Source organism: Pseudomonas sp. HLG18 (assembly GCF_051903985.1).
Lineage (GTDB): Bacteria > Pseudomonadota > Gammaproteobacteria > Pseudomonadales > Pseudomonadaceae > Aquipseudomonas > Aquipseudomonas fluorescens_BT.
The window spans coordinates 4,899,709-4,918,740 of the sequence record NZ_CP195831.1; the positions used below are offsets into that span (position 1 = coordinate 4,899,709).

General features: G+C 61.8%; 19 protein-coding genes and 1 pseudogene. 8 read left to right on the plus strand and 12 right to left on the minus strand.

The genetic code is table 11. The features are described 5' to 3' along the window. The first annotated feature begins 120 nt into the window (after nt 1-120). The 5 genes from ACSPX5_RS22600 to ACSPX5_RS22620 all read left to right on the plus strand — a co-directional run bounded on the left by ACSPX5_RS22600 (nt 121) and on the right by ACSPX5_RS22620 (nt 4,883). Nucleotides 121-1,521: a COG3014 family protein gene (locus tag ACSPX5_RS22600; RefSeq protein WP_439820295.1), complete on the plus strand. Its 1,401-nt coding sequence runs from the start codon at nt 121-123 to the stop codon at nt 1,519-1,521. A 206-nt stretch (nt 1,522-1,727) separates the two neighbouring features. Then, a complete protein-coding gene (locus tag ACSPX5_RS22605) occupies nt 1,728-3,122 on the plus strand; it encodes a COG3014 family protein (protein WP_207863855.1) in 1,395 nt (464 codons plus the stop codon). 15 nt (nt 3,123-3,137) lie between these two features. Further along, nucleotides 3,138-3,512 (plus strand): YcfL family protein, encoded by a 375-nt coding sequence (locus ACSPX5_RS22610; protein ID WP_085731449.1) that lies wholly within the window; start codon nt 3,138-3,140, stop codon nt 3,510-3,512. Nucleotides 3,513-3,548: 36 nt separating this feature from the next. Next, nucleotides 3,549-4,136 (plus strand): penicillin-binding protein activator LpoB, encoded by a 588-nt coding sequence (lpoB, locus tag ACSPX5_RS22615; protein ID WP_169432415.1) that lies wholly within the window; start codon nt 3,549-3,551, stop codon nt 4,134-4,136. A gap of 3 nt (nt 4,137-4,139) precedes the next feature. Beyond that, on the plus strand, nt 4,140-4,883 hold the full coding sequence (locus ACSPX5_RS22620) for a penicillin-binding protein activator LpoB (protein ID WP_085612047.1): 744 nt from the start codon (nt 4,140-4,142) through the stop codon (nt 4,881-4,883). A gap of 61 nt (nt 4,884-4,944) precedes the next feature. Here the strand turns inward: ACSPX5_RS22620 and ACSPX5_RS22625 are convergent, their stop codons facing one another. The 3 genes from ACSPX5_RS22625 to ACSPX5_RS22635 form a co-directional block, all read right to left on the minus strand. Next, entirely contained in the window at nt 4,945-5,577 is a 633-nt protein-coding gene (locus ACSPX5_RS22625; RefSeq protein ID WP_207863856.1) for a LysE family transporter, read from the minus strand. Between the two features lie 114 nt (nt 5,578-5,691). Next, nucleotides 5,692-6,273 (minus strand): mechanosensitive ion channel family protein, encoded by a 582-nt coding sequence (locus ACSPX5_RS22630; protein WP_011336505.1) that lies wholly within the window; start codon nt 6,271-6,273, stop codon nt 5,692-5,694. Beyond that, nucleotides 6,273-8,183, minus strand: a complete 1,911-nt coding sequence (locus ACSPX5_RS22635) for an ATP-binding cassette domain-containing protein (RefSeq protein WP_439820296.1) — start codon at nt 8,181-8,183, stop codon at nt 6,273-6,275. The genes ACSPX5_RS22630 and ACSPX5_RS22635 overlap by 1 nt, the downstream gene beginning before the upstream one ends. A gap of 50 nt (nt 8,184-8,233) precedes the next feature. Between ACSPX5_RS22635 and ACSPX5_RS22640 the strand changes: the two genes are divergently transcribed. Continuing rightward, nucleotides 8,234-8,695 carry a TIGR02444 family protein gene (locus ACSPX5_RS22640; protein WP_323159712.1) on the plus strand — a complete coding sequence of 154 codons (462 nt, stop codon included), beginning with the start codon at nt 8,234-8,236 and terminating at the stop codon, nt 8,693-8,695. Here ACSPX5_RS22640 and ACSPX5_RS22645 read toward each other — a convergent pair. Next, nucleotides 8,692-9,861: an AlgP family protein gene (locus ACSPX5_RS22645; protein WP_439820297.1), complete on the minus strand. Its 1,170-nt coding sequence runs from the start codon at nt 9,859-9,861 to the stop codon at nt 8,692-8,694. The genes ACSPX5_RS22640 and ACSPX5_RS22645 overlap by 4 nt on opposite strands. 192 nt (nt 9,862-10,053) lie before the next feature. Between ACSPX5_RS22645 and ACSPX5_RS22650 the strand changes: the two genes are divergently transcribed. Beyond that, complete coding sequence (locus tag ACSPX5_RS22650; RefSeq protein ID WP_169432420.1) at nt 10,054-10,719, plus strand: FKBP-type peptidyl-prolyl cis-trans isomerase; 666 nt, start codon at nt 10,054-10,056, stop codon at nt 10,717-10,719. A gap of 59 nt (nt 10,720-10,778) precedes the next feature. Here the strand turns inward: ACSPX5_RS22650 and rsd are convergent, their stop codons facing one another. From rsd to ACSPX5_RS22690, 8 genes and pseudogenes are all read right to left on the minus strand, one after another. Beyond that, complete coding sequence (gene rsd / locus ACSPX5_RS22655; protein ID WP_169432719.1) at nt 10,779-11,237, minus strand: sigma D regulator; 459 nt, start codon at nt 11,235-11,237, stop codon at nt 10,779-10,781. 185 nt (nt 11,238-11,422) lie between these two features. Further along, on the minus strand, nt 11,423-11,974 hold the full coding sequence (locus ACSPX5_RS22660; protein ID WP_169432421.1) for a disulfide bond formation protein B: 552 nt from the start codon (nt 11,972-11,974) through the stop codon (nt 11,423-11,425). A 217-nt stretch (nt 11,975-12,191) separates the two neighbouring features. Beyond that, the gene (locus tag ACSPX5_RS22665; protein WP_207863861.1) at nt 12,192-13,430 is read right to left on the minus strand and encodes a heme biosynthesis protein HemY; all 1,239 of its coding nucleotides are present in this window, start codon (nt 13,428-13,430) and stop codon (nt 12,192-12,194) included. Then, on the minus strand, nt 13,427-14,566 hold the full coding sequence (locus ACSPX5_RS22670; RefSeq protein WP_439820298.1) for a uroporphyrinogen-III C-methyltransferase: 1,140 nt from the start codon (nt 14,564-14,566) through the stop codon (nt 13,427-13,429). Before ACSPX5_RS22670 ends, ACSPX5_RS22665 begins: the two co-directional genes overlap by 4 nt. A gap of 16 nt (nt 14,567-14,582) precedes the next feature. Beyond that, entirely contained in the window at nt 14,583-15,338 is a 756-nt protein-coding gene (locus ACSPX5_RS22675) for a uroporphyrinogen-III synthase (protein WP_169432424.1), read from the minus strand. Next, a complete protein-coding gene (hemC, locus tag ACSPX5_RS22680) occupies nt 15,335-16,276 on the minus strand; it encodes a hydroxymethylbilane synthase (protein ID WP_169432425.1) in 942 nt (313 codons plus the stop codon). Before hemC ends, ACSPX5_RS22675 begins: the two co-directional genes overlap by 4 nt. 138 nt (nt 16,277-16,414) lie before the next feature. Then, a complete protein-coding gene (locus ACSPX5_RS22685; RefSeq protein ID WP_169432426.1) occupies nt 16,415-17,161 on the minus strand; it encodes a LytR/AlgR family response regulator transcription factor in 747 nt (248 codons plus the stop codon). Then, nucleotides 17,158-17,289: pseudogene (locus ACSPX5_RS22690) on the minus strand (sensor histidine kinase); the annotation flags it as partial. The pseudogene ACSPX5_RS22690 and the gene ACSPX5_RS22685, both read right to left, overlap by 4 nt. 343 nt (nt 17,290-17,632) lie before the next feature. Between ACSPX5_RS22690 and argH the strand changes: the two are divergent. Then, nucleotides 17,633-19,027, plus strand: coding sequence for an argininosuccinate lyase (gene argH / locus ACSPX5_RS22695; protein ID WP_103368168.1), 1,395 nt, complete (start codon nt 17,633-17,635; stop codon nt 19,025-19,027). Nucleotides 19,028-19,032 lie beyond the last annotated feature (5 nt).

Genomic DNA, 19,032 nt, shown 5'->3' on the forward strand with positions numbered 1-19,032 from the left:
ACTCAAGCTTTCTCGTTGGCCGCATCGGTATTACGCGCATTGTGCTGCAGCACATAGCCATCACTCGCCTCTATACTGCGTCGCCTCTCGCCCCTTTCGATTAAGGAAAATCTCGTGGTCATGCGCCATTGTCTGCTGTTTCCCTTGCTGTTAAGCGCGGTCCTGCAATTGAGCGGTTGCGGGGCCTACCGCAATTACGACCTGGAACTGGAACAGACAACCGATCAGTTGAAAGCGGGCAACACCGACGGTGCGCTGGCCCTGATCGAGGCGCATAACCCGGATGAAGAGAAAGACCTGCTTTATTACTTCGAGAAAGGCGCGGTACTCAGCGCTGCCGGCGAGTTGCCGCAAAGTCAGGTTGCCTGGCGCAGCGCCGAACAGATGGTGATTCAGCGCCAGGACGCCATTGAAACCAACGGCGACAAGCTGCTTTCCGCCCTGGGCAATCAATGGGGCAGCATCATCAACGACAAGATTCGTCGCTACGATGGTTACGACTATGAAAAGGTCATGCTGACCACGCAAATGGCCCTGAATCAGTTGGCCGTGAACGACTTCGACGGCGCTCGTGCGGACATCAAGAAAACCCACGAGCGCGAAACACTGATCGCCCGGCAACGAGAGCTCGAATACGAGCGTGTTGAAAACGCCGCCAAGGACCAGGGCGCCCGTGTGCATTACAAGGACCTGCAAGGTTACCCGGTCGTCATGCTGGATGCGCCTGCAGTCATCGCTCTGAAGAACGGCTATCAAAGTGCGTTCAGCCATTATTTGGCCGGCTTCACTTATGAAGCCCTGGGTGAAAAGGATCTGGCTGCACCGGGTTATCGTCAGGCCATAGAACTGCGCCCTGACATGCCGTTCTTCCAACAGGCATTGCGTGACCTCGACAGCCCCGGGCTCAAGGCCGGCGAAAGCGACGTGCTGATCATCGTGCAAAGCGGACTGGCACCGGCTCGCAGCTCGGTGCGCGTGCCATATCCGGTGAAGCTTGAGGACGGTCAGGTGATCGTCGCCAATGTATCGTTTCCGGTAATGGTGCCCGACACCTCCACCCAGCCTTTCAATCAGATAAGCCTCGACGGCCGCCAAAAGAAGCTGATCACGATCAACAACATCACCGACATGTCCCTGCGCACCCTGCGTGACGACATGCCCGGGATCATTCAGCGCACCACGTATCGAGCGTTCCTCGCCGCAGACGTCCAAGGCACCGACAATCGGCGCAACCCGGCGAAGGCGTCCTATGTAACCCATTACGATGGATTCGAGCACGCAGACACCCGCACCTGGCGCACCCTGCCCAACCTCACGCAAGTGCTGCGCCTGCGTCTGAAGAAAGGCGAACACTTGATCAGCCTGCCTACCGCACCCGGTGTCGCACCGCTGAAAATCCGCATCGATCAGGATCGCCAGATCATCGGCCTGCGAGCCCTCGGCGACCGAATCTATGCCAATGGCAGTGCTTTCCAGGCGTCCGTTTCAGCGGAAAGCCGCGTGGTATCCGGCCTGAAATAAATAATGGCATCTAACTAATTGGTGCAATTAAAAAGCTATTACATAGCCAGCATCCGCCGCCTATAATGCCGCGCCCTCGTTATCGCGATGCGGCATTAAAGCTCCTCTGATTATGAGGAATTGGCAGGAGGCCAGCGCCACTGCCGATCGGTCCCAGCAGCCCGACCCGCACCCGAGGCTGTCGTTACTCATGGAAGAAGTACCCCATGGCATTCCGCGCTCCCACTCTGATCGCGCTTGGCGCCGTCACCCTGCTGTCCGGCTGTTCGGCGTTTCGCAACTACGACTCCGAACTGGCCCAGACCAACCAGCAACTGGCCACCGGCAACGTTGACGCCGCCCTGACTCTGCTGGAAAAGAACAACACCGGCCCGGACAAGGACCTGCTCTATTACTTCGAGAAAGGCGAACTGCTGCGCGCCAAGGGCGATCTGTCCGGCAGCCAGAACGCCTGGACCAGCGCCGATCAGGTGGTGGGCAAGTGGGAAGACTCGGTCAAGCTCGACACCGACAAGTACCTGGCCCAGTTCGGCAGCTTCCTGGTCAATGACAAAGTCCGTCGCTACGAAGGCTACGACTACGAAAAAGTCATGCTGACCACGCAAATGGCCCTGAATCTGCTGGCGGTCAACGACTTCGACGGCGCCCGCACCGCGATCAAGAAGACTCACGAACGTGAAGCGGTGATCGCCGACCTGCGTGACAAGGAATACCTCAAGAGCGAAGAGGAAGCCGAGAAGCAAGGCATCAAGACCGAGTACAAGGACTTGCAGGGCTACCCGGTCGCCAGCCTCGACGCCCCGGAAGTGATCGGCCTGAAAAACAGCTATCAGAGTGCGTTCAGCCATTACCTGGCCGGTTTCGTCTACGAAGCCCTGGGCGAGAAAGACCTCGCCGCACCAGGCTATCGCAAGGCTGCCGAGCTGCGTCCGAAAACGCCGCTGCTGGAGCAGGCGCTGGTCAACCTCGACAAACCGGTCAAGAGCGATGACAGCGACATTCTGATCGTGGTGCAGAGCGGTCTGGCGCCGGCCCGTGACTCGATCCGCGTGCCGCTGCCGCTGCCAATCTCCAACAACGTGGTAATCACTCCGCTGTCGTTCCCGATCATCAAGCCGGACACCTCGACCGCAACGTTTGCGCAGATCGGCGTCGACGGCCGGCAACTGGACCTGACGGCCCTCAACAGCACCACCGCCATGTCCCGCCGCGCCCTGCGCGATGACATGCCGGGAATCATCCTGCGCACCACCGTGCGCGCGATCACCAAGGGCGTGGCGCAGAAGAAGATCAACGAAACCAACCCGCTGGCGGGTCTGGCAGTCGGTATCTCTTCAGCGGTGCTCGAAGGTGCCGATACCCGTACGTGGCGCACGTTGCCGGACACCACCCAAGTGGTGCGCCTGCGTCTGAAAAAAGGTGAACATCAGGTCACCCTGCCAAGTGCCGTGGGCGGTTCGGTGGTCAAGATCAACGTCGATCAGCGTTTTCAGGTGATCACCCTGCGCGCCGTGGGCAACCAGGTATTCGCCGCAGGCCTCGCCGCTCACGTGATCCCGAGTGCTGGCGCCACCGCCGTGGCCAGTCTCAAACAACCTTAAGAACGGAGTCTTTGCATGCGCTTCAAACTCTTCGCCGTCGCCGCCCTCGCCGTGCTGGCCAGCGGCTGCGCCACCCCGCCACCACCGGAGCCGGGCAGCGCCGCGAGCAAGGTCGTGGCCATGGGCCCGCAGAAACACATCGCGGTCGGCGCCATGCGCGTCGCCCGCGAAAACGGCTTCATGACCGTCAATGTGCAGTTGACCAACACCCTCAACAGCAACAAGACCTTCTACTACCGCTTCGCGTGGCTCGGTGCGGAAGGCTTCCCGATTGCCGAAGAAGAAGTCTGGAAGAGCCAGATGATGTACGGCGCCCAGACCAGCTTCATCCAGGGCATCGCCCCAACGCCGAAAGCCGTGGATTTCCGTCTTGAAATGAAGACGCCTTAAGCCCGACACCCTATTCCCGATTCAGAGAGCATTCCCATGTTTGCACGCTTTTCCTTCATCGCCGTCCTCGCCCTGCTGGCCTCCGGTTGCGCCAACACTTCGCCGACCCTGGGCAGCAAGAACATCAGCTATGGCGACACCAAGGCCGTTGAAACCGTGACCAACGAGTTCGGCTCGACCGACCTGCAGATGATCGCCGAGTCGATGACCCGCTCCCTGGCCCAGTCCGGCATTCTGCAGGGCCGTCCGGTGGTTCAGGTCTACGACGTGAAGAACAAGACCAGCGAATACATCGACACCCGCGAAATCACCACCAGCATCAAGACCCAGCTGATGAAGTCCGGCACCGCCCGCTTCGCCAGCGACAACACCGCGATGCAGAGCCAGGTCGACCAGCTCAAGCTGCAAAACCAGAGCGGCCTGTACAAGAAGAGCACCGTGGCCAAGACCGGCAACATGGTCGCCGCCAAATACCGTCTTGAAGGTTCGATCAGCTCGATCGTCAAGCGCAGCAGCGACTACAAGGACGTCTTCTACAAATTCAGCCTGCAACTGATCGACGTTGAAAGCGGTCTGGCCGAGTGGATGGACGAGAAAGAGATCCGCAAAACCACGGAGCGTTAATCGATGCGCACATGGATTGGCATGATGGCCCTGGCTTGCGCGTTCAGCGTGCAAGCGGCCCCGAAAGTCGCGGTGACGGATCTGGCGTATCAGGAACGTGTGGAGCAATACATCCACATCGTTTCGGCCCAGAACAATTACCGTGAGGGTTACTACAGCGCCAGCGGTTCTTCGAGCTACAACGAGCTCGAAGCCACCACCAGCTACATCGAACAGACCGAACTGCGCAAGTTCACCGGCGACATCAAGGGTGAAATCCTGCGCACCGGCATGTTCCAGCTGGTGCAGGGCACGCCATACACCGCGTCCTCCAAGGGTGACGTCTACGACGTGATCAAGCGGATCAAGGCCGGCAACTTCAAGGGTGCCGACTACGTGCTGTTCGGCACCGTGTCGGACATCGACTTCACCCAGGACGTGAACGAGCTGGCGAACACCGACAGCTATTCAGCCGTGCTGGGCCTGACGCTGGTGGCCGATTTCAGCCTGATCAACACCAAGACCTTCGAAATCACTTCGGCCTTCACGGCGATGGGTGAAGCGCAGGACACCAAACTGGTGAACCACCGCGACATCAAGATCTCGCTCAACCGCCCGCGGGTGGTGCGTGACGTGTCGAAGGCGCTGGGCGAAGACGTGGCCGGACAGCTGAGCATGCAGCTTGGCGGTGGCGGTTACGAGCAACCGCGTGAACCGCAGCAGCGCAACAATCTGCCGCGTGATACGGCGCCGGTGATTCTGCACTGACCGGCTGCCGGAAACGAAAAAGGCGACCTTCTCAGGTCGCCTTTTTTTGCGGCTGCACGCTTTATACGGCCGCTTTGCGCAACGTCGCCATGAACGCCGCCGCACCGATGAACAGCCCGGCAAACGTGCGGTTCATGCGTCGCTGCTGGGTCGGCGTGCGCAACAGGCGCAGCACCTTCGACGCCAGCCCGGTGTAGCCGGCCATGACGATCAGGTCGACGCAGATCATGGTCGCACCGATCACCACGTACTGGATCAGCAGTGGCGCGTGAGGGTTGATGAACTGCGGCAGCACCGCGAGCATGAACACCAGCGCCTTGGGGTTGCTGATGTTCACCAGAAAGCCACGGAACACCAGGGCCAGCGGTTTGCCGATCGGCCGCACCGCCGCGTCGTCACTCATGTCCATCGGCAGTGCGCGCCACTGCTTGATCGCGAGATAGACCAGGTAGGCGACACCGAACCATTTGATCGCATGGAACGCGGTGGCCGAAGCGGTGAGGATCGCGCCGACACCGGCGCCGACGATAGCAATCTGCACAGCCAGGCCGATCTGCAGGCCCAGGGCGTTCCAGTAACCGCGCCAGAAACCGTATTGCAGGCCGCTGGACATCGACGCAATGGCGCCGGCACCCGGAGAAAGACTGATTACCCAACACGCGGCAAAAAACGCCAGCCATGTTTGAAGCTCCATCGCACACCTCGACTTCGGACTCGTGACAATCCTCAAAGCTAATGCGGATTTGGCCGGATGACTACCGATTTTTGCAGGATGTTGCGGCCGCCGACCAACGTGGCCGGCGTCCGATCACTTTTCGAAACCGCTGGAAGGGAAGACATCCGTGCCGCGCCAGCGTCGCACCGAACGCTGGAAGAACAGGCTGTTGGGTACCTGCACCATGGCGCTGCCGGTGCCGAGTTCTTCGGCTTCGATCAGCGTGGTGTAGAGCAGATTGATCGCCACCACCCGGCCTTTGACGCCGGGCTTGTCGGTGGTGTCCACCAGCTCCACCACATCGCCCAGACGAAACGGGCCGACGGTGAAGATCAGAATCGCGCAGAGCAGGTTCGACAGCACACTCCACATGGCGAAGAACGCCACCGCCGCCACCGCGACGAAGCCCGACAGCGCGGTCCACAGCACCGTGGCCGACACCCCGAGGCGTTCCAGCACGAAGATCAACGCGCTGCCCATGATCAGCCAGCGCAGGCCACCGCGCAGCGGCATCAGCAGCTGCGGAGGGAAGGGGTACTTCTCGCCCAGGCGAGTCAGGAATCGGGCGACGACACGCTGGGCGAAGTAACCGGCCAGCAGGATCAGCAGAATCTGCACGCCGAGCCAGATCGGCTCGACCCACATCGCCGGCAATGGAAGTTTGAAGGCTTCCATCAGGACAACGCCTCCAGCTCCGCCTGCATGCTTTCCAGCGTTTCCAGAGCTTCCATCCACGCTTCTTCAAGTTCGCCTTCGCGGACTTTCAGCTTGGCCTGTTCGGCCAGCAGGTCGCGCAATTCGTTCTTGCGCGCCGGCTCGTAGAGGTCGCTGTCGCCGAGGCTGGCATCGACCTTGGCCAGTTTCTCGTGCAGCTTGCCAAGCTCGGCTTCGAGCTTGTCGGCCTCGCGCTTGTGCGGCGCCAGTTGCTGACGCAATGCAGCGGCGGCCTGACGCTGAGCCTTCTTGTCGGTCTTGTCCGGGTTGACCGGCGTGTTGCTGACCGGGGCGTTGCGCTGGCGGTATTCGACCAGCCAACGGGCGTAGTCTTCGAGGTCGCCATCGAACTCCTCGACCTTGCCGTCCGCGACCAGGAAGAAGTTGTCGGTGGTGCTCTTGAGCAAATGCCGATCGTGGGAAACCACCAGCACCGCACCGCTGAACTCCTGCAACGCCATGGTCAGCGCCAGGCGCATTTCCAGATCCAGGTGGTTGGTCGGTTCGTCGAGCAGCAACAGGTTCGGCCGCTCCCAGGCGATCAACGCCAGGGCCAGACGGGCCTTTTCGCCACCGGAAAAATTCAGCACCGGCTCGTCGATCCGCGCGCCACGGAAGTCGAAACCACCGAGGAAGTCGCGCAGGGTCTGTTCGCGCTCGGTCGGCGCCAGACGCTGCAAGTGCAGCAACGGGCTGGCCTTGGCGTCCAGCGAGTCGAGCTGATGCTGGGCGAAGTAACCGACCACGGTGTTCTCACCGCGAGTCAGGCGCCCGGCCAGCGGTTCGAGTTCGCCGGCGAGGTTCTTGATCAGGGTCGACTTACCCGCGCCGTTGGGGCCGAGCAAGCCGATCCGCGCGCCGGGGGTCAGTTGCAGCTTGACCTTCTCCAGCACGGTTTTCTCGCCATAACCCAAGCGCGCATCGGACAGGTCGATCAGCGGGCTGGAGATCTTGGTCGACTCGCGGAACACGAAATCGAACGGCGAATCGACGTGGGCCGCCGACAGCTCCTCCATCCGCTCCAGGGCCTTGATCCGGCTCTGGGCCTGACGGGCCTTGGTGGCCTGGGCCTTGAAGCGGGCGATGTAGCTTTCCATGTGCGCACGCTGCGCCTGTTGCTTCTCGTAGGCCTGTTGCTGCTGGGCCAGACGTTCGGCACGGGCGCGTTCGAACGCGGTGTAGCCGCCACGGTAGAGCGTCAGCTTGCGCTGATCGACGTGGGCCACGTGATCGACCACTTCATCCAGGAAATCCCGGTCGTGGGAAATCAGCAGCAAGGTGCCGGGGTAACTTTTCAGCCAGTCTTCGAGCCAGATGATGGCGTCGAGGTCCAGGTGGTTGGTCGGTTCGTCGAGCAGCAGCAGGTCTGATGGGCACATCAAAGCCTGCGCAAGGTTCAGACGCATCCGCCAGCCACCGGAGAAATCTCCTACCTGACGATCCATCTGCTCGTTGGTGAAACCGAGACCGGCGAGCAGCTTGCGCGCCCGCGCATCGGCGGTGTAGCCGTCAGCGCTGTCGAGTTCGGCGTGCAGGCGGGCCAGCGCGGTGCCGTCATGGGCCTCTTCGGCTGCTGCGAGCTCGCGCTGTACTTCGCGCAGACGCAGGTCGCCGTCCAGCACATAGTCGACCGCCAGGCGCTCGAGCGTGTCGACCTCCTGGCGCATGTGGGCGATACGCCAGTCGGCCGGCAGCAGGCAGTCGCCGGAGTCCGGGTGCAACTCACCGCGGAGCAAGGCGAACAGGCTGGATTTGCCGGCGCCGTTGGCACCGATGAGGCCGGCTTTGTGGCCGGCGTGCAGGGTCAGCTCGGCGTCTTCTAGCAGACGTTGCGGGCCACGCTGTAAAGTCAGGTTCTGAAGTCGGATCATAATGGCGGCGGAGTCTACCAGCTTCCCCCGCAACTGGCGCGAGTAGCACGATGTCCTCTGACCTGTGGAGCTTTGCCCTTGCCGTCTACGCCCGTCCCGGCGTGGAGGATGCCTGCCTGCGCCTGCAATCGGCGGGGGCCAACGTGTGCCTGATGCTGTGCGGTTTATGGCTGGAACAACGCGATGCAACCTGTGACGAGGTACGTGCTCGACAGCTTCTGGAGCTGACAGAGCCCTGGGACCGGGAAGTGGTGCAGCCATTACGCGCATTGCGCATGCAGTGGAAAACCCTGGCCGACACCGATCCGGTGCTCAAGGGGATGCGCGAGCAGATCAAAGGATTGGAGCTTGAGGCGGAGCGTGCGCTGCTGTCACGACTGGAAGGCGCCGCGCAAGGCTGGAAGCGTAATTCGAAGGAATCGAGTGACTGGCTGCAAGTGCTGGCCGGCCCGGCGGCCAACCTGAACCGCGACGCGCTGCAAGTGCTGCGCGTCGCGGCGACCGGCGCTTAGGAAGCGCTGGACGGGTTGCTGGCGACGCTCGACACCGGCGCCGACGATGGCGTGGTTGCGGTGGTCGAGGTAGTGGCGGCGGATGCAGGAGCTGCGGTCGGAGCCGGGGTTGCCGCTGCGGCAGGTTTGGCAGCAGGCGCAGTGGCCGGTTTTGCTGCAGCTGGTTTTGCTGCTGGCTTGGCAGCGGCAGGCTTTTTCACCGCAGGTTTTGCAGCAGGTTTCGCTGCTGGTTTGGCGGCCGGTTTGGCAGCGGTCGCTGGCTTGGCGGCAGTCGTTGCAGGCTTCGCTGCAGCAGCCGGTTTGGCCGCTGGTTTTGCAGCAGGTTTGGCCGCAGCTTTTACCGCAGGCTTGGCCGCTGGTTTCGCTGCAGCTTTGGCAGCAGGTTTGGCAGCAACCGGTTTGGCAGCAGTTTTCGCCGCAGGCTTGGCAGCAGCCGTTTTGACGGCTGGTTTAGCGGCGGCTTTCACGGCTGGTTTTGCTGCCGGTTTAGCGGCCACTTTGGTGGCTGGCTTGGCAGCAGGTTTTGCAGCGGCGGTTTTTGCCGGAGCCGCTTTCGCAGCAGCGGTTTTCGCCGCAGGTTTGGCGGCTGGTTTTGCAGCAGCCGGCTTCGCGGCAGCTGGTTTGGCCGCTGTGGTTTTGGCCGCAGGTTTGGCAGCGCTGGCTGCAGCGGGTTTCTTCGCGGCTGGTTTTGCGGCGGCTTTGGCAGGGGCTTTCGCAGCAGGTTTGGCGGCCGCTTTTTTCACAGGCGCCGCTGCCGGTTTGGCCGAACGCAGGGACAACGCCTTGCCGACGGCTTCTTGAACACGACCGACACCCTGCGCCAGTTTCAGGCTTTCCTGGGCATCGCGCTTGAGTTGCAGAATGTAGCCGCGAGTATCGGACTGACGCTCCTTCAGCGCATCGAGCAGGTCTTCGAGTTCCTTCACGGCAGCCTTGGCCTTGGTCTGCGCCTTGGCTTTACCGGCTGCTGCTGCGTCCTGCAATTTGGTGCGGGATTTGTGCAGTTTTTCTTGCGCCTTGCCGCGTTGCTTTTCCAGTTTGGCGAGCAGTTTTTCAGCATCAGCCAAGGCTTGGGAGCAAGCGTTTTCCAGATGCTCGAGCAAGCTGCCCGAGAGTTGTTGGAGTAAATGCAACGGAGTGTTTACAGGCTTCTTGGTGGCCGACATGGTTTACCTCCTGGCTGACGTGAGTGCGGCTCATACTAGACCTCTGCTGCTACCGCCGCTAGGGCATGTTGACAGTATCGAAAGCACTCGGTTGCAGGCTTGCGAAAAACTTCTGCGCATTGGCAAAAGCAGTTCACCGTTGCAGACGTTCGCGCTGGCATAATCCACCGCAATTCAGGACGGAGAGTGCCCATGTCGCGCTACCTTTTTTTATCCCTCTGCATGTTCTTTTCGGCGGTCCAGGCCGACGAAAAAAACACCGCGAACGATGCCCATGATCTGGCCTACAGTCTCGGCGCGAGCCTCGGTGAACGGCTGCGTCAGGAGGTTCCGCAACTGCAGATCCAGGCATTGATCGAAGGCTTGCAACAGGCTTATCAAGGCAAGCCTCTGGCATTGAGCGAAGCGCGGATCGAACAGATTCTGGCCGATCACGAATCGCAGACGGCCGAGCACGCGACCATGCCTTCAAGTGATGCGGCAATGGAAAACGAGCAGCGCTTTCTCACGGCGGAAAAGGCCAAGCCCGGCGTAAAGGAGCTGGCTGACGGCATTCTGTTGACCGAGTTGACTCCAGGAACTGGCGCAAAAGCCGGCCCCGACGGAAAAGTACAGGTGCTGTATATCGGGCGGCTGCCGGACGGCACCGTGTTCGACCAGAACACTCAGCCGCAGTGGTTCAATCTCGACAGCGTGATCGCCGGATGGCGCACCGCGTTGCAAAACATGCCGGTGGGCGCGAAGTGGCGCCTGGTGATTCCATCGGATCAGGCTTACGGCGCCGACGGTGCCGGCGACTTGATCGCGCCATTCACACCGCTGGTGTTCGAAGTCGAATTGCGCGGCGCGACCAGTTGATCGCCCAATAAAAAACGGTGCGTTTGGGGCGCACCGTTTGTGTGTCTTGCAGGGTCGGCTCAGGCCTGAACCGAATCCTCTTCCTTGTGGGCGGTGTGCAGCACTTCGATCAGGCAGTCTTCCAGTTCGAAGCGTTCGTGAAGCAGGCCGCCCAGCTCCTTGAATTTCTCCGCAACGCATTTGCCTTCATCGCAAAGGTCGTTGAACGCGAGCAGTTTTTCGGTGATGACATCGATCCGCGGATAGATCGTCTCGGCCAGTTCCAGGCCGCGCTTGTCATTGAAGGCCTTGGCCTCGCCCGTCAGCTGTTCGTAGATCTCGAAGTGCCCCGCCGAAACGTAATCGACCAGCACACCGCAGAATTCCTGCAAAGGCTTTCGATCCTCGGATAGCGACTGAGGTTTGGCACCCAGCTTGTCGTAAGCGGCGATCAGTTCCTCACGCTCCTGGAGCCAGCGGTCGATCAGCAGATGAACTCCACCCCAACGTTCCTGAGCATTCTGACAACTTTCGAGCATGGCGATCTCTCTTCCCTTGTGGGTCATGCTGCCCTGCACCTGCGCCTCTTTCTTTGGCTGTTGCTTTGAGAGGCGGGCAGGCAGAGTGTCACCGAGCAACATAAATCCAATGACACGTGCGGGCCAGATTATGCCCGCACGCCTATGGCTTCAAGGTACGCAGGAGAGAAAGTTCATACAAGTGTTTAATCCCCGGCCAATGCCCGGTGCGACGGTTCGCCGCTGAGCGGTCGTTGCAGAGCGCTCCAGGCCAGGCGCAGCAATTGATAAACCGCCAGGATCGACATGGCGACGAAGAACAGCAGACTCCACTCCGGAATGCTCAGATCGAACAGCGTCCAGGACAATTGCGCGCAATCCTCGCTGTCATTGAACATCCGCCCCAATGCGCAGAGCCAGGGAAGGTGGCTGAACAACTCTTGCGCGCCGGGCGCGCACTGCGCTAGGTGATGCAGCGAATCACTCTGCAGCAGTACCTGTCGCCAGGCCGCCATCGTGCCGCCGAGGCTGGCCGACAGCGCACCGAACCAGTAGAGCGACAGACCGAAGCGTCCGGGCCCATGCACGGCCGCCACGCCACAGCAGGCGGTAAGGACACTCAGAAAGAGTCGCTGCACCAGACACAGGCTGCACGGCATGAGGCCGACCGTGTATTCAAGGTAGTAGGAAGCTCCCAGCGCCAGGATTCCCGCCGTGAAAACCATAAAGAACAGGGAGCGTGAGCAGGTCGCCGACATGGCTTATCCGTAACAATAAAGACAGGCAGTTACGGTAGAGGAAAGGGCCTCGGCCTTTCAAGGCGGGCCACTGGCGACACTTCACCAGAAGTGTAGGGAAATCCCGACAAGCGCGAGAGGAATGGATGTAGTCCCTTGTAGGACTTTGCCCAAGAAGAGAAAAGACGGTAACTATTCAGTCAAGAACATGAGCGAGGGAGCGTACTCCCTCGTCCATTCAGGCATGAGCCTGGACCGGTAACGGCGAGGCCAGCAGACGCTCATCCAGCAGACCGAGCCCTTCCTGGAACAGCTGGTTACTGCGATCGGTATCGCCGAGTCGAGCCAGCAACCGCGCCAGTTCCGCACAGGCCTCCGGATTGCGCTGCGTGCGCAGGCTGCTTTCCAGATAGTCCCTCGCCTTGCCCCACAGACTGGCTTGCAGGCACAGTCGACCGAGCGTCAGCAGCAGACTCGGGTCGGCGGGATGATCCTTGAGCCAGCCTTCGGCGGTTTGCAGTTGACGCGCGGGATCGCTGCCGCGCACCAGACCATAGAGCCGCGCAAGGTGGCTGTCGTACTTGCGCTTGAGGGCGCCGCGCAATACCTCTTCAGCTTCGACCTGGGCTCCCAACTGGCGCAGTTGCTCGGCGTAGGCCAGAACCAGAGGCGGCTCCTGGCGCTGCGACGAGGTCAATTGCTGCCAGGCGCGATTGAGCGACTGCAGACCGACCGTGCCATCTTCCTCGCGATGTGCTGCCAGCGACAGGTTCTCCCCCCAGGCGCGACGCTCCAGTTCGGCCAGTTCGGCGGAGGGCAGGACTTTGTCCTTGCGCAACTCGGGCAACAGCCGAATGACTGCCGACCAGTCGCCACGTTGTTGATGCAGGCGCTGCAACTGACGCAGGGTCTGAACGTTGTGCGGGTGACGCTCGCGCATGGCCTGCAGGGTCACCAGTGCGCCATCCGTATCACCACGGTCGGTTTGCAGTTGCGCGTGGTTCAAGGCAATCGCCAGTTCAGCCTGTGGCTGGCGCTCAAGGGCACGCTCCAGCAACCGATCGCTTTCTTCGTAGTTGCCTTGCTCGTTGGCGGCACGGGCGGCACCGAGGTAATACAGCAATGGCTGGCGCTCGGCCTCGGCAGCCCGGTAGAGATGGCGCTGCGCACTGGCCCAGCGACCTTCAGCCAGATCCAGCTGACCGTGTTCGATCGCCACTTGTACGCGGCGACTGCGGTTGCGCCGCGACCAGGGATTGACTACGCCACCGGACGTCAGCACCAGTTCCACCAAGGCCTTGATGCCCCAGATCAACAGCCACAGCACCGCCACCAGTGCCAGGGTCGCCCACAGGCTCGACTCATAGCGGAAGCTTTTGTAAGCCACCAACACGTAACCGGAATGCTCGGCAATTGCCAGACCAAGGGCCGCCGTCGCAGCGATCACCAGAAACACGATGACATACAGGCGCTTCATGGCGTGGCCTCCTGCGCGGTGGCGGCAGGTTTGGCGAAGGGTTTCACCGAGTCTTCAGCGTTGACGTTACGGCGCTCGAGGTAGGCCTGTACCGCGCTGAGGGTGCCCGCCAGATCCGGGGTGACAACCGTAACCGGTTGCTTGCTCAGCTCCGCCACCTGCTCGAGCATGATTTTGCTCTGCGGATTGTCCGGGTTGAAGTTGCCCTTGAGCACATCCCGCGCTTCAGTCAGCGCCTGGGTATACACCGCAGCCTGGCCGTTGAGCGCCGCCCATTGCGCCTGCTCCAGCGAAAGACTGAGGGCCAGGCGCACCTGGCTCAGACTCTGCCCGGCGAGCAGTGGCCTTACGTTTTTATCGGCGTTGAAATCAATGCGGATGTAGCGCGAGATCTGATCCCACCACTGCGACCAGCGGCTGGCGCCGTCGCCATCGGCGGTCAGGCCCAGCAGCGAATCGCCGCGATCCTTGTATTCGGGCGCCAGCTCGGTGAGCCCGATGACCTGATCGCGCAGTGCGCCCAGCTTCAGGAACAGGCCGGTACGATCGGGCTGCTCGGTACTGCGCAACGCCACCAGGGTTTTCGCCACTTGTTCACGCGCGGCAAACGAACCCGGATCATTTTGTTCCTTCAGGATCTCGTCGGCCCCCTGCACCAGCGCCTGAGCGCTGCTGATGTCCTGCAGGGCCGAAAGACGCAGGCTGGCCAGACGCAACAGATGCTCGGCCTCGGCCAGACGCCAGTCCTTGCGGCTGGCCCCGAGGACGGTTTCCAGACGCTGATTGAGGCGCTGCTGATCACCTTGAAGCTGGGTCACCAGACGCTGGCGCTCGGCGAGCTCGTCAGCGCCCGGCAGTTGTCCGAGACGCTCGGTCAGACGTTGCTCGTTGAGTTTCAGGTTCTGGGCCTGATCATTCAACGCCTGCACCTGACTCAATTGCTCCTGAGTGTTGGCTTGCAGGTGCCGCACCTGCCAGACACCCCAGCCACCCACCGCGACACCGGCGGCGCCCAGCAGCAGCGCGACAATGGCCAATCCGTTGCCTCGGCGCGGTTCGGTGGCCGGTGGCGGTGCATCAACCTGTGCGTCGATCACAGGTTGGACGTCATCTTTAGGCAAGGCTGTTTCGCTCACGTATCCATCCTTTGCATTAGGGAACGGGCACGGGATGCTCCCGTAACGCCGTCAGCAAAGCCGCGGCACTCGCGCCGCGGCAATCCACAACTGTTTGGGCCCCGGCGGCACGTGCCTGCCCGGCGACCCTTGGGCTTGGAACAAACAACGGCAACTGCGCCAGCACCGGCCATGTGTCGCCGGCCAATTGGCGCAGGTGCTCAAAACCCTGTCCACTGCTGACCACCAGCCCGTTCAGGCGTTCCGCCGCAATCCGTCGGGGCAGTTCCTGCGCCGGATAGTCCGGCAGGTCACGGCGATACATTTCCAGATACTCGACACTAGCACCAAGCTCGCGCAGGCGCTCGGCCAGCAGCTCGCGACCGCCCTCTCCGCGCAGGATCAACACCCGTGCGCCGGGCCGTGCAACGGCGTCGAGCAGACGCGGCAATTGCAGCAAGGCTTCACTGTCATCGCCCTCGTCCGGGCAATGCGCATCGAGACCCCGATCCTGAAGAATCTGCGCCGTCGCCGCACCCACGCTGAACCAGGGTATGGCCGGCACGGCATCGATCATCTGCACAGCGATGCGCGCCGCCGGCTTGCTGACCACGATCACCGCGCTGTAGCGCGACAACCCGGCAAACGTCTGGCGCATTGTGTCAGAGACCGGCAGCGGCGCGATTTCCAAAAGCGGCAGGCAACTGCTGAAAATCCCCTGCCCGGCCAGCACCTCGGCCAGCGCCTCGCAATCGTCCGCGGGGCGCGTCAGCAGCAGGCGCCAGGCCGTCACTCGTGACCTGCCTCGCCGTAGACCGCCTTGAGAATGTCGTCGGCACCCTGGCGGAGCAAATCTTCAGCAACTTGCACGCCCAGCGCTGCAGCGTCAGAGCGCGGCGCCCGGGCTTCGGCACTCAGCAGCTTGCCGCCGCTCGGTTCGCCGACCAGGCCACGCAGCCACAATTGCTCGCCTTCAAGCACGGCGTAGCAGGCGATCGGCACCTGGCAGCCGCCATTCAGGTGTTTGTTGAGGGCACGTTCGGCGCTCACACGGTCAGCCGTATCGGCGTGATGCAAAGGCGCGAGCAAGGCGTGGATTTCAGTGTCGGCGCTGCGGCATTCGATACCGACGGCGCCCTGGCCACCGGCCGGCAGGCTGTCGTCGACACTGATTGCGCAGGTGATGCGATCTTCGAAACCGAGGCGAATCAGACCGGCCGCCGCGAGGATGATCGCGTCGTACTCGCCGGCATCGAGCTTGGCCAGACGGGTGTTGACGTTGCCGCGCAGGAAACGGATTTCCAGGTCGGGACGACGGGTCAGCAACTGTGCCTGGCGACGCAGGCTGGAGGTGCCGACGATACTGCCGGCCGGCAACGCGTCGAGGCTGGAACAGGTATTGGAGACAAACGCGTCGCGCGGATCTTCGCGCTCGCAGATGCAGAACAGACCGAGGCCTTCAGGGAAATCCATCGGCACGTCTTTCATCGAATGGACGGCGATGTCGGCTTCGTTTTCCAGCAGCGCGGTTTCCAGCTCCTTGACGAACAGGCCCTTGCCGCCGATTTTCGACAGGGGCGAATCGAGCAGCTTGTCGCCGCGACTGACCATGGGCACCAGCGTCACCAGCAGTCCCGGGTGGGCTGCTTCCAGACGGGCTTTGACGTATTCGGCCTGCCAGAGGGCCAGTGCACTTTTGCGGGTGGCGATGCGGATTTCGCGAGAGGACATGGATCAATCCGTACTGAATAGATACGGCGGATAATAACAGCTCAGCCAAATCCACTTTGACCTGAATCAGAAACGGCGTGGCCTCCCTGGCCGGCAATGCCTGGTGAATGGAAAAACGAGCCGCCCGACGCCAGCGGACTAAAGCCCTTGCATCATCTTGCGCACGCCCGCCACATGCCGGCGGCTGACGATCAGCGCGTCACCGTTCAGGCCCTTGAGGAACAACTGGAAGTGGCCCAGCGGGGTGCGTTGCAGCCGCTCGATGCGGTCGCGGGCGACCAGCGCATTGCGGTGGATCCGCACGAAGCGCTCGCCGAACTCGTCTTCCAGTGCCTTGAGGGGCTCGTCCAGCAGGACTTCACCGGTTTCATGGCGCAGGGTCACGTATTTGTGATCGGCAATGAAATACACCACCTGATCCAGCGGGATCAGCTCGATGCCCTTGCGGGTTCGGGCGCTGATGTGGCTGCGTGGGCCATTGCCGCTTTCCGCGGCGGGACGAGTCAGGGCCGATAGCTGAGCCCGATTCGGACGTTCGGCCCTTTTCAGGGCTTCCTGCAGATGTTCGGTTCGCACGGGTTTCACCACATAGCCCACGGCGCTGGCCTGCAGGGCTTCCACGGCAAATTCATCGGGACCTGCGCAAAACACCACGGCTGGCGGTGTTTCACGTTCGCACAGACGGGCAGCCACCTGCAGGCCGTCGAGGCCCGGCATGCGGATATCAAGGAGCACGATATCCGGCTTGTGGCTGTCGATCAGTGCCAACGCCTCTTCGCCATTGGTGGCGCTGGGCTCCAGGACTGTGTAGCCCTCGAGCTCGCTCACCATTCGGGCGAGGCGCTCGCGGGCCAGTGGTTCGTCATCAACGATCAGGACATTCATATTGCGCTGGATTCCTGCGTGAGTCTCGCACAAGGATAGCGTAGACAAGTGGAGTGACGTCCGTCACCGCGATCCACGCTAAGACTAGCGCGAGCGCCAAAAAGTGCCGTACGTCGGCCGGCAATATTTGCCGGCACCCGGAACGCACCCCTCAAGGCTCGCGCCTGTCTGCGTTTTACGCAGGGTATGCCGATGGTCAAAACACCCACCCCTCTCTTCTTATAGTCGGCTGCCAGACCTTTGCACGATCCACAGTCGCGCCGACCCTTAGTCCTACTGTAGACGCTTGCCGGGCCGATATTGCTCAATCGGAAAATATCCTTGCGCAAATCCCCCGGAACCGGCGGTGACTATGAACGCAGAGATGAGAAAAAAACGTATCGACCAGTGTCAGCGACAGGATTGGCAACCCTGTTATTATCCGCGCCAGCGTTTCACGCCTTCTTTCTTCAAGCCGATACGAGCGAATTCATGAGCACTGACAAGACCAATCAGTCCTGGGGCGGCCGCTTCAGTGAACCCGTCGACGCCTTCGTCGCCCGCTTCACCGCCTCCGTCACTTTCGACCAGCGCCTGTATCGCCACGACATCATGGGCTCGATCGCCCACGCCACCATGCTGGCCAAGGTCGGTGTGCTGACGGATGCCGAGCGCGACAGCATCATCGATGGCCTGAAGACCATCCAGGGCGAAATCGAGGCCGGCCAGTTCGACTGGCGCGTGGACCTCGAAGACGTGCACATGAACATCGAGGCACGCCTGACCGACCGCATCGGCATCACCGGCAAGAAACTGCACACCGGCCGCAGCCGCAACGACCAGGTCGCCACCGACATCCGCCTGTGGCTGCGCGACGAGATCGACCTGATTCTGGCCGAGATCACTCGCCTGCAAAAAGGTCTGCTGGAGCAGGCCGAGCGCGAAGCCGCGAGCATCATGCCGGGCTTCACCCACCTGCAGACCGCGCAACCGGTGACCTTCGGGCACCACATGCTGGCCTGGTTCGAAATGCTCAGCCGCGACTACGAGCGTCTGGTCGACTGCCGCAAGCGCACCAACCGCATGCCGCTGGGCAGCGCCGCGCTGGCCGGCACCACCTACCCGATCGACCGCGAATACACCGCACAGCTGTTGGGCTTCGACGCTGTCGGCGGCAACTCGCTGGACAACGTGTCGGATCGCGACTTCGCCATCGAATTCTGCTCGGCCGCCAGCATCGCGATGATGCACCTGTCGCGCTTCTCCGAAGAGCTGGTGCTGTGGACCAGCGCGCAGTTCCAGTTCATCGATCTGCCGGACCGTTTCTGCACCGGCAGCTCGATCATGCCGCAAAAGAAAAACCCGGACGTGCCGGAACTGGTACGCGGCAAGACCGGTCGTGTGTTTGGCGCCCTGATGGGCCTGCTGACCCTGATGAAGGGCCAGCCGCTGGCCTACAACAAGGACAATCAGGAAGACAAGGAACCGCTGTTCGACGCCGCCGACACTCTGCGCGACTCGCTGCGTGCCTTTGCCGACATGATCCCGGCGATCAAACCGAAACACGCAATCATGCGTGAAGCGGCGCTGCGCGGTTTCTCCACCGCCACTGACCTGGCCGACTATCTGGTTCGCCGTGGCCTGCCGTTCCGTGACTGCCACGAGATCGTTGGCCACGCGGTAAAGTACGGCGTCGACACCGGTAAGGATCTGGCGGAGATGAGCCTGGAAGAACTGCGTCAGTTCAGCGACCAGATCGAGCAGGACGTGTTTGCCGTACTGACCCTGGAAGGCTCGGTGAATGCCCGTGACCATATCGGCGGGACTGCGCCGGCACAGGTCAAGGCAGCCGTTGCTCGCGGTCAGGCATTGATCGCCAGCCGCTAAAGACC

Excerpts from the sequence above, each read along its gene's own strand:
- ACSPX5_RS22660 (WP_169432421.1), bottom strand. The coding sequence starts at position 11,974 with ATGTCGGCGACCTGCTCACGCTCCCTGTTCTTTATGGTTTTCACGGCG.
- ACSPX5_RS22610 (WP_085731449.1), top strand. The coding sequence starts at position 3,138 with ATGCGCTTCAAACTCTTCGCCGTCGCCGCCCTCGCCGTGCTGGCCAGC.
- ACSPX5_RS22605 (WP_207863855.1), top strand. The coding sequence starts at position 1,728 with ATGGCATTCCGCGCTCCCACTCTGATCGCGCTTGGCGCCGTCACCCTG.
- ACSPX5_RS22620 (WP_085612047.1), top strand. The coding sequence starts at position 4,140 with ATGCGCACATGGATTGGCATGATGGCCCTGGCTTGCGCGTTCAGCGTG.
- ACSPX5_RS22635 (WP_439820296.1), bottom strand. The coding sequence starts at position 8,183 with ATGATCCGACTTCAGAACCTGACTTTACAGCGTGGCCCGCAACGTCTG.
- lpoB (WP_169432415.1), top strand. The coding sequence starts at position 3,549 with ATGTTTGCACGCTTTTCCTTCATCGCCGTCCTCGCCCTGCTGGCCTCC.
- ACSPX5_RS22685 (WP_169432426.1), bottom strand. The coding sequence starts at position 17,161 with ATGAATGTCCTGATCGTTGATGACGAACCACTGGCCCGCGAGCGCCTC.
- ACSPX5_RS22625 (WP_207863856.1), bottom strand. The coding sequence starts at position 5,577 with ATGGAGCTTCAAACATGGCTGGCGTTTTTTGCCGCGTGTTGGGTAATC.
- ACSPX5_RS22600 (WP_439820295.1), top strand. The coding sequence starts at position 121 with ATGCGCCATTGTCTGCTGTTTCCCTTGCTGTTAAGCGCGGTCCTGCAA.
- rsd (WP_169432719.1), bottom strand. The coding sequence starts at position 11,237 with ATGCTCGAAAGTTGTCAGAATGCTCAGGAACGTTGGGGTGGAGTTCAT.
- ACSPX5_RS22645 (WP_439820297.1), bottom strand. The coding sequence starts at position 9,861 with ATGTCGGCCACCAAGAAGCCTGTAAACACTCCGTTGCATTTACTCCAA.
- ACSPX5_RS22640 (WP_323159712.1), top strand. The coding sequence starts at position 8,234 with ATGTCCTCTGACCTGTGGAGCTTTGCCCTTGCCGTCTACGCCCGTCCC.
- argH (WP_103368168.1), top strand. The coding sequence starts at position 17,633 with ATGAGCACTGACAAGACCAATCAGTCCTGGGGCGGCCGCTTCAGTGAA.
- hemC (WP_169432425.1), bottom strand. The coding sequence starts at position 16,276 with ATGTCCTCTCGCGAAATCCGCATCGCCACCCGCAAAAGTGCACTGGCC.
- ACSPX5_RS22665 (WP_207863861.1), bottom strand. The coding sequence starts at position 13,430 with ATGAAGCGCCTGTATGTCATCGTGTTTCTGGTGATCGCTGCGACGGCG.
- ACSPX5_RS22630 (WP_011336505.1), bottom strand. The coding sequence starts at position 6,273 with ATGGAAGCCTTCAAACTTCCATTGCCGGCGATGTGGGTCGAGCCGATC.
- ACSPX5_RS22650 (WP_169432420.1), top strand. The coding sequence starts at position 10,054 with ATGTCGCGCTACCTTTTTTTATCCCTCTGCATGTTCTTTTCGGCGGTC.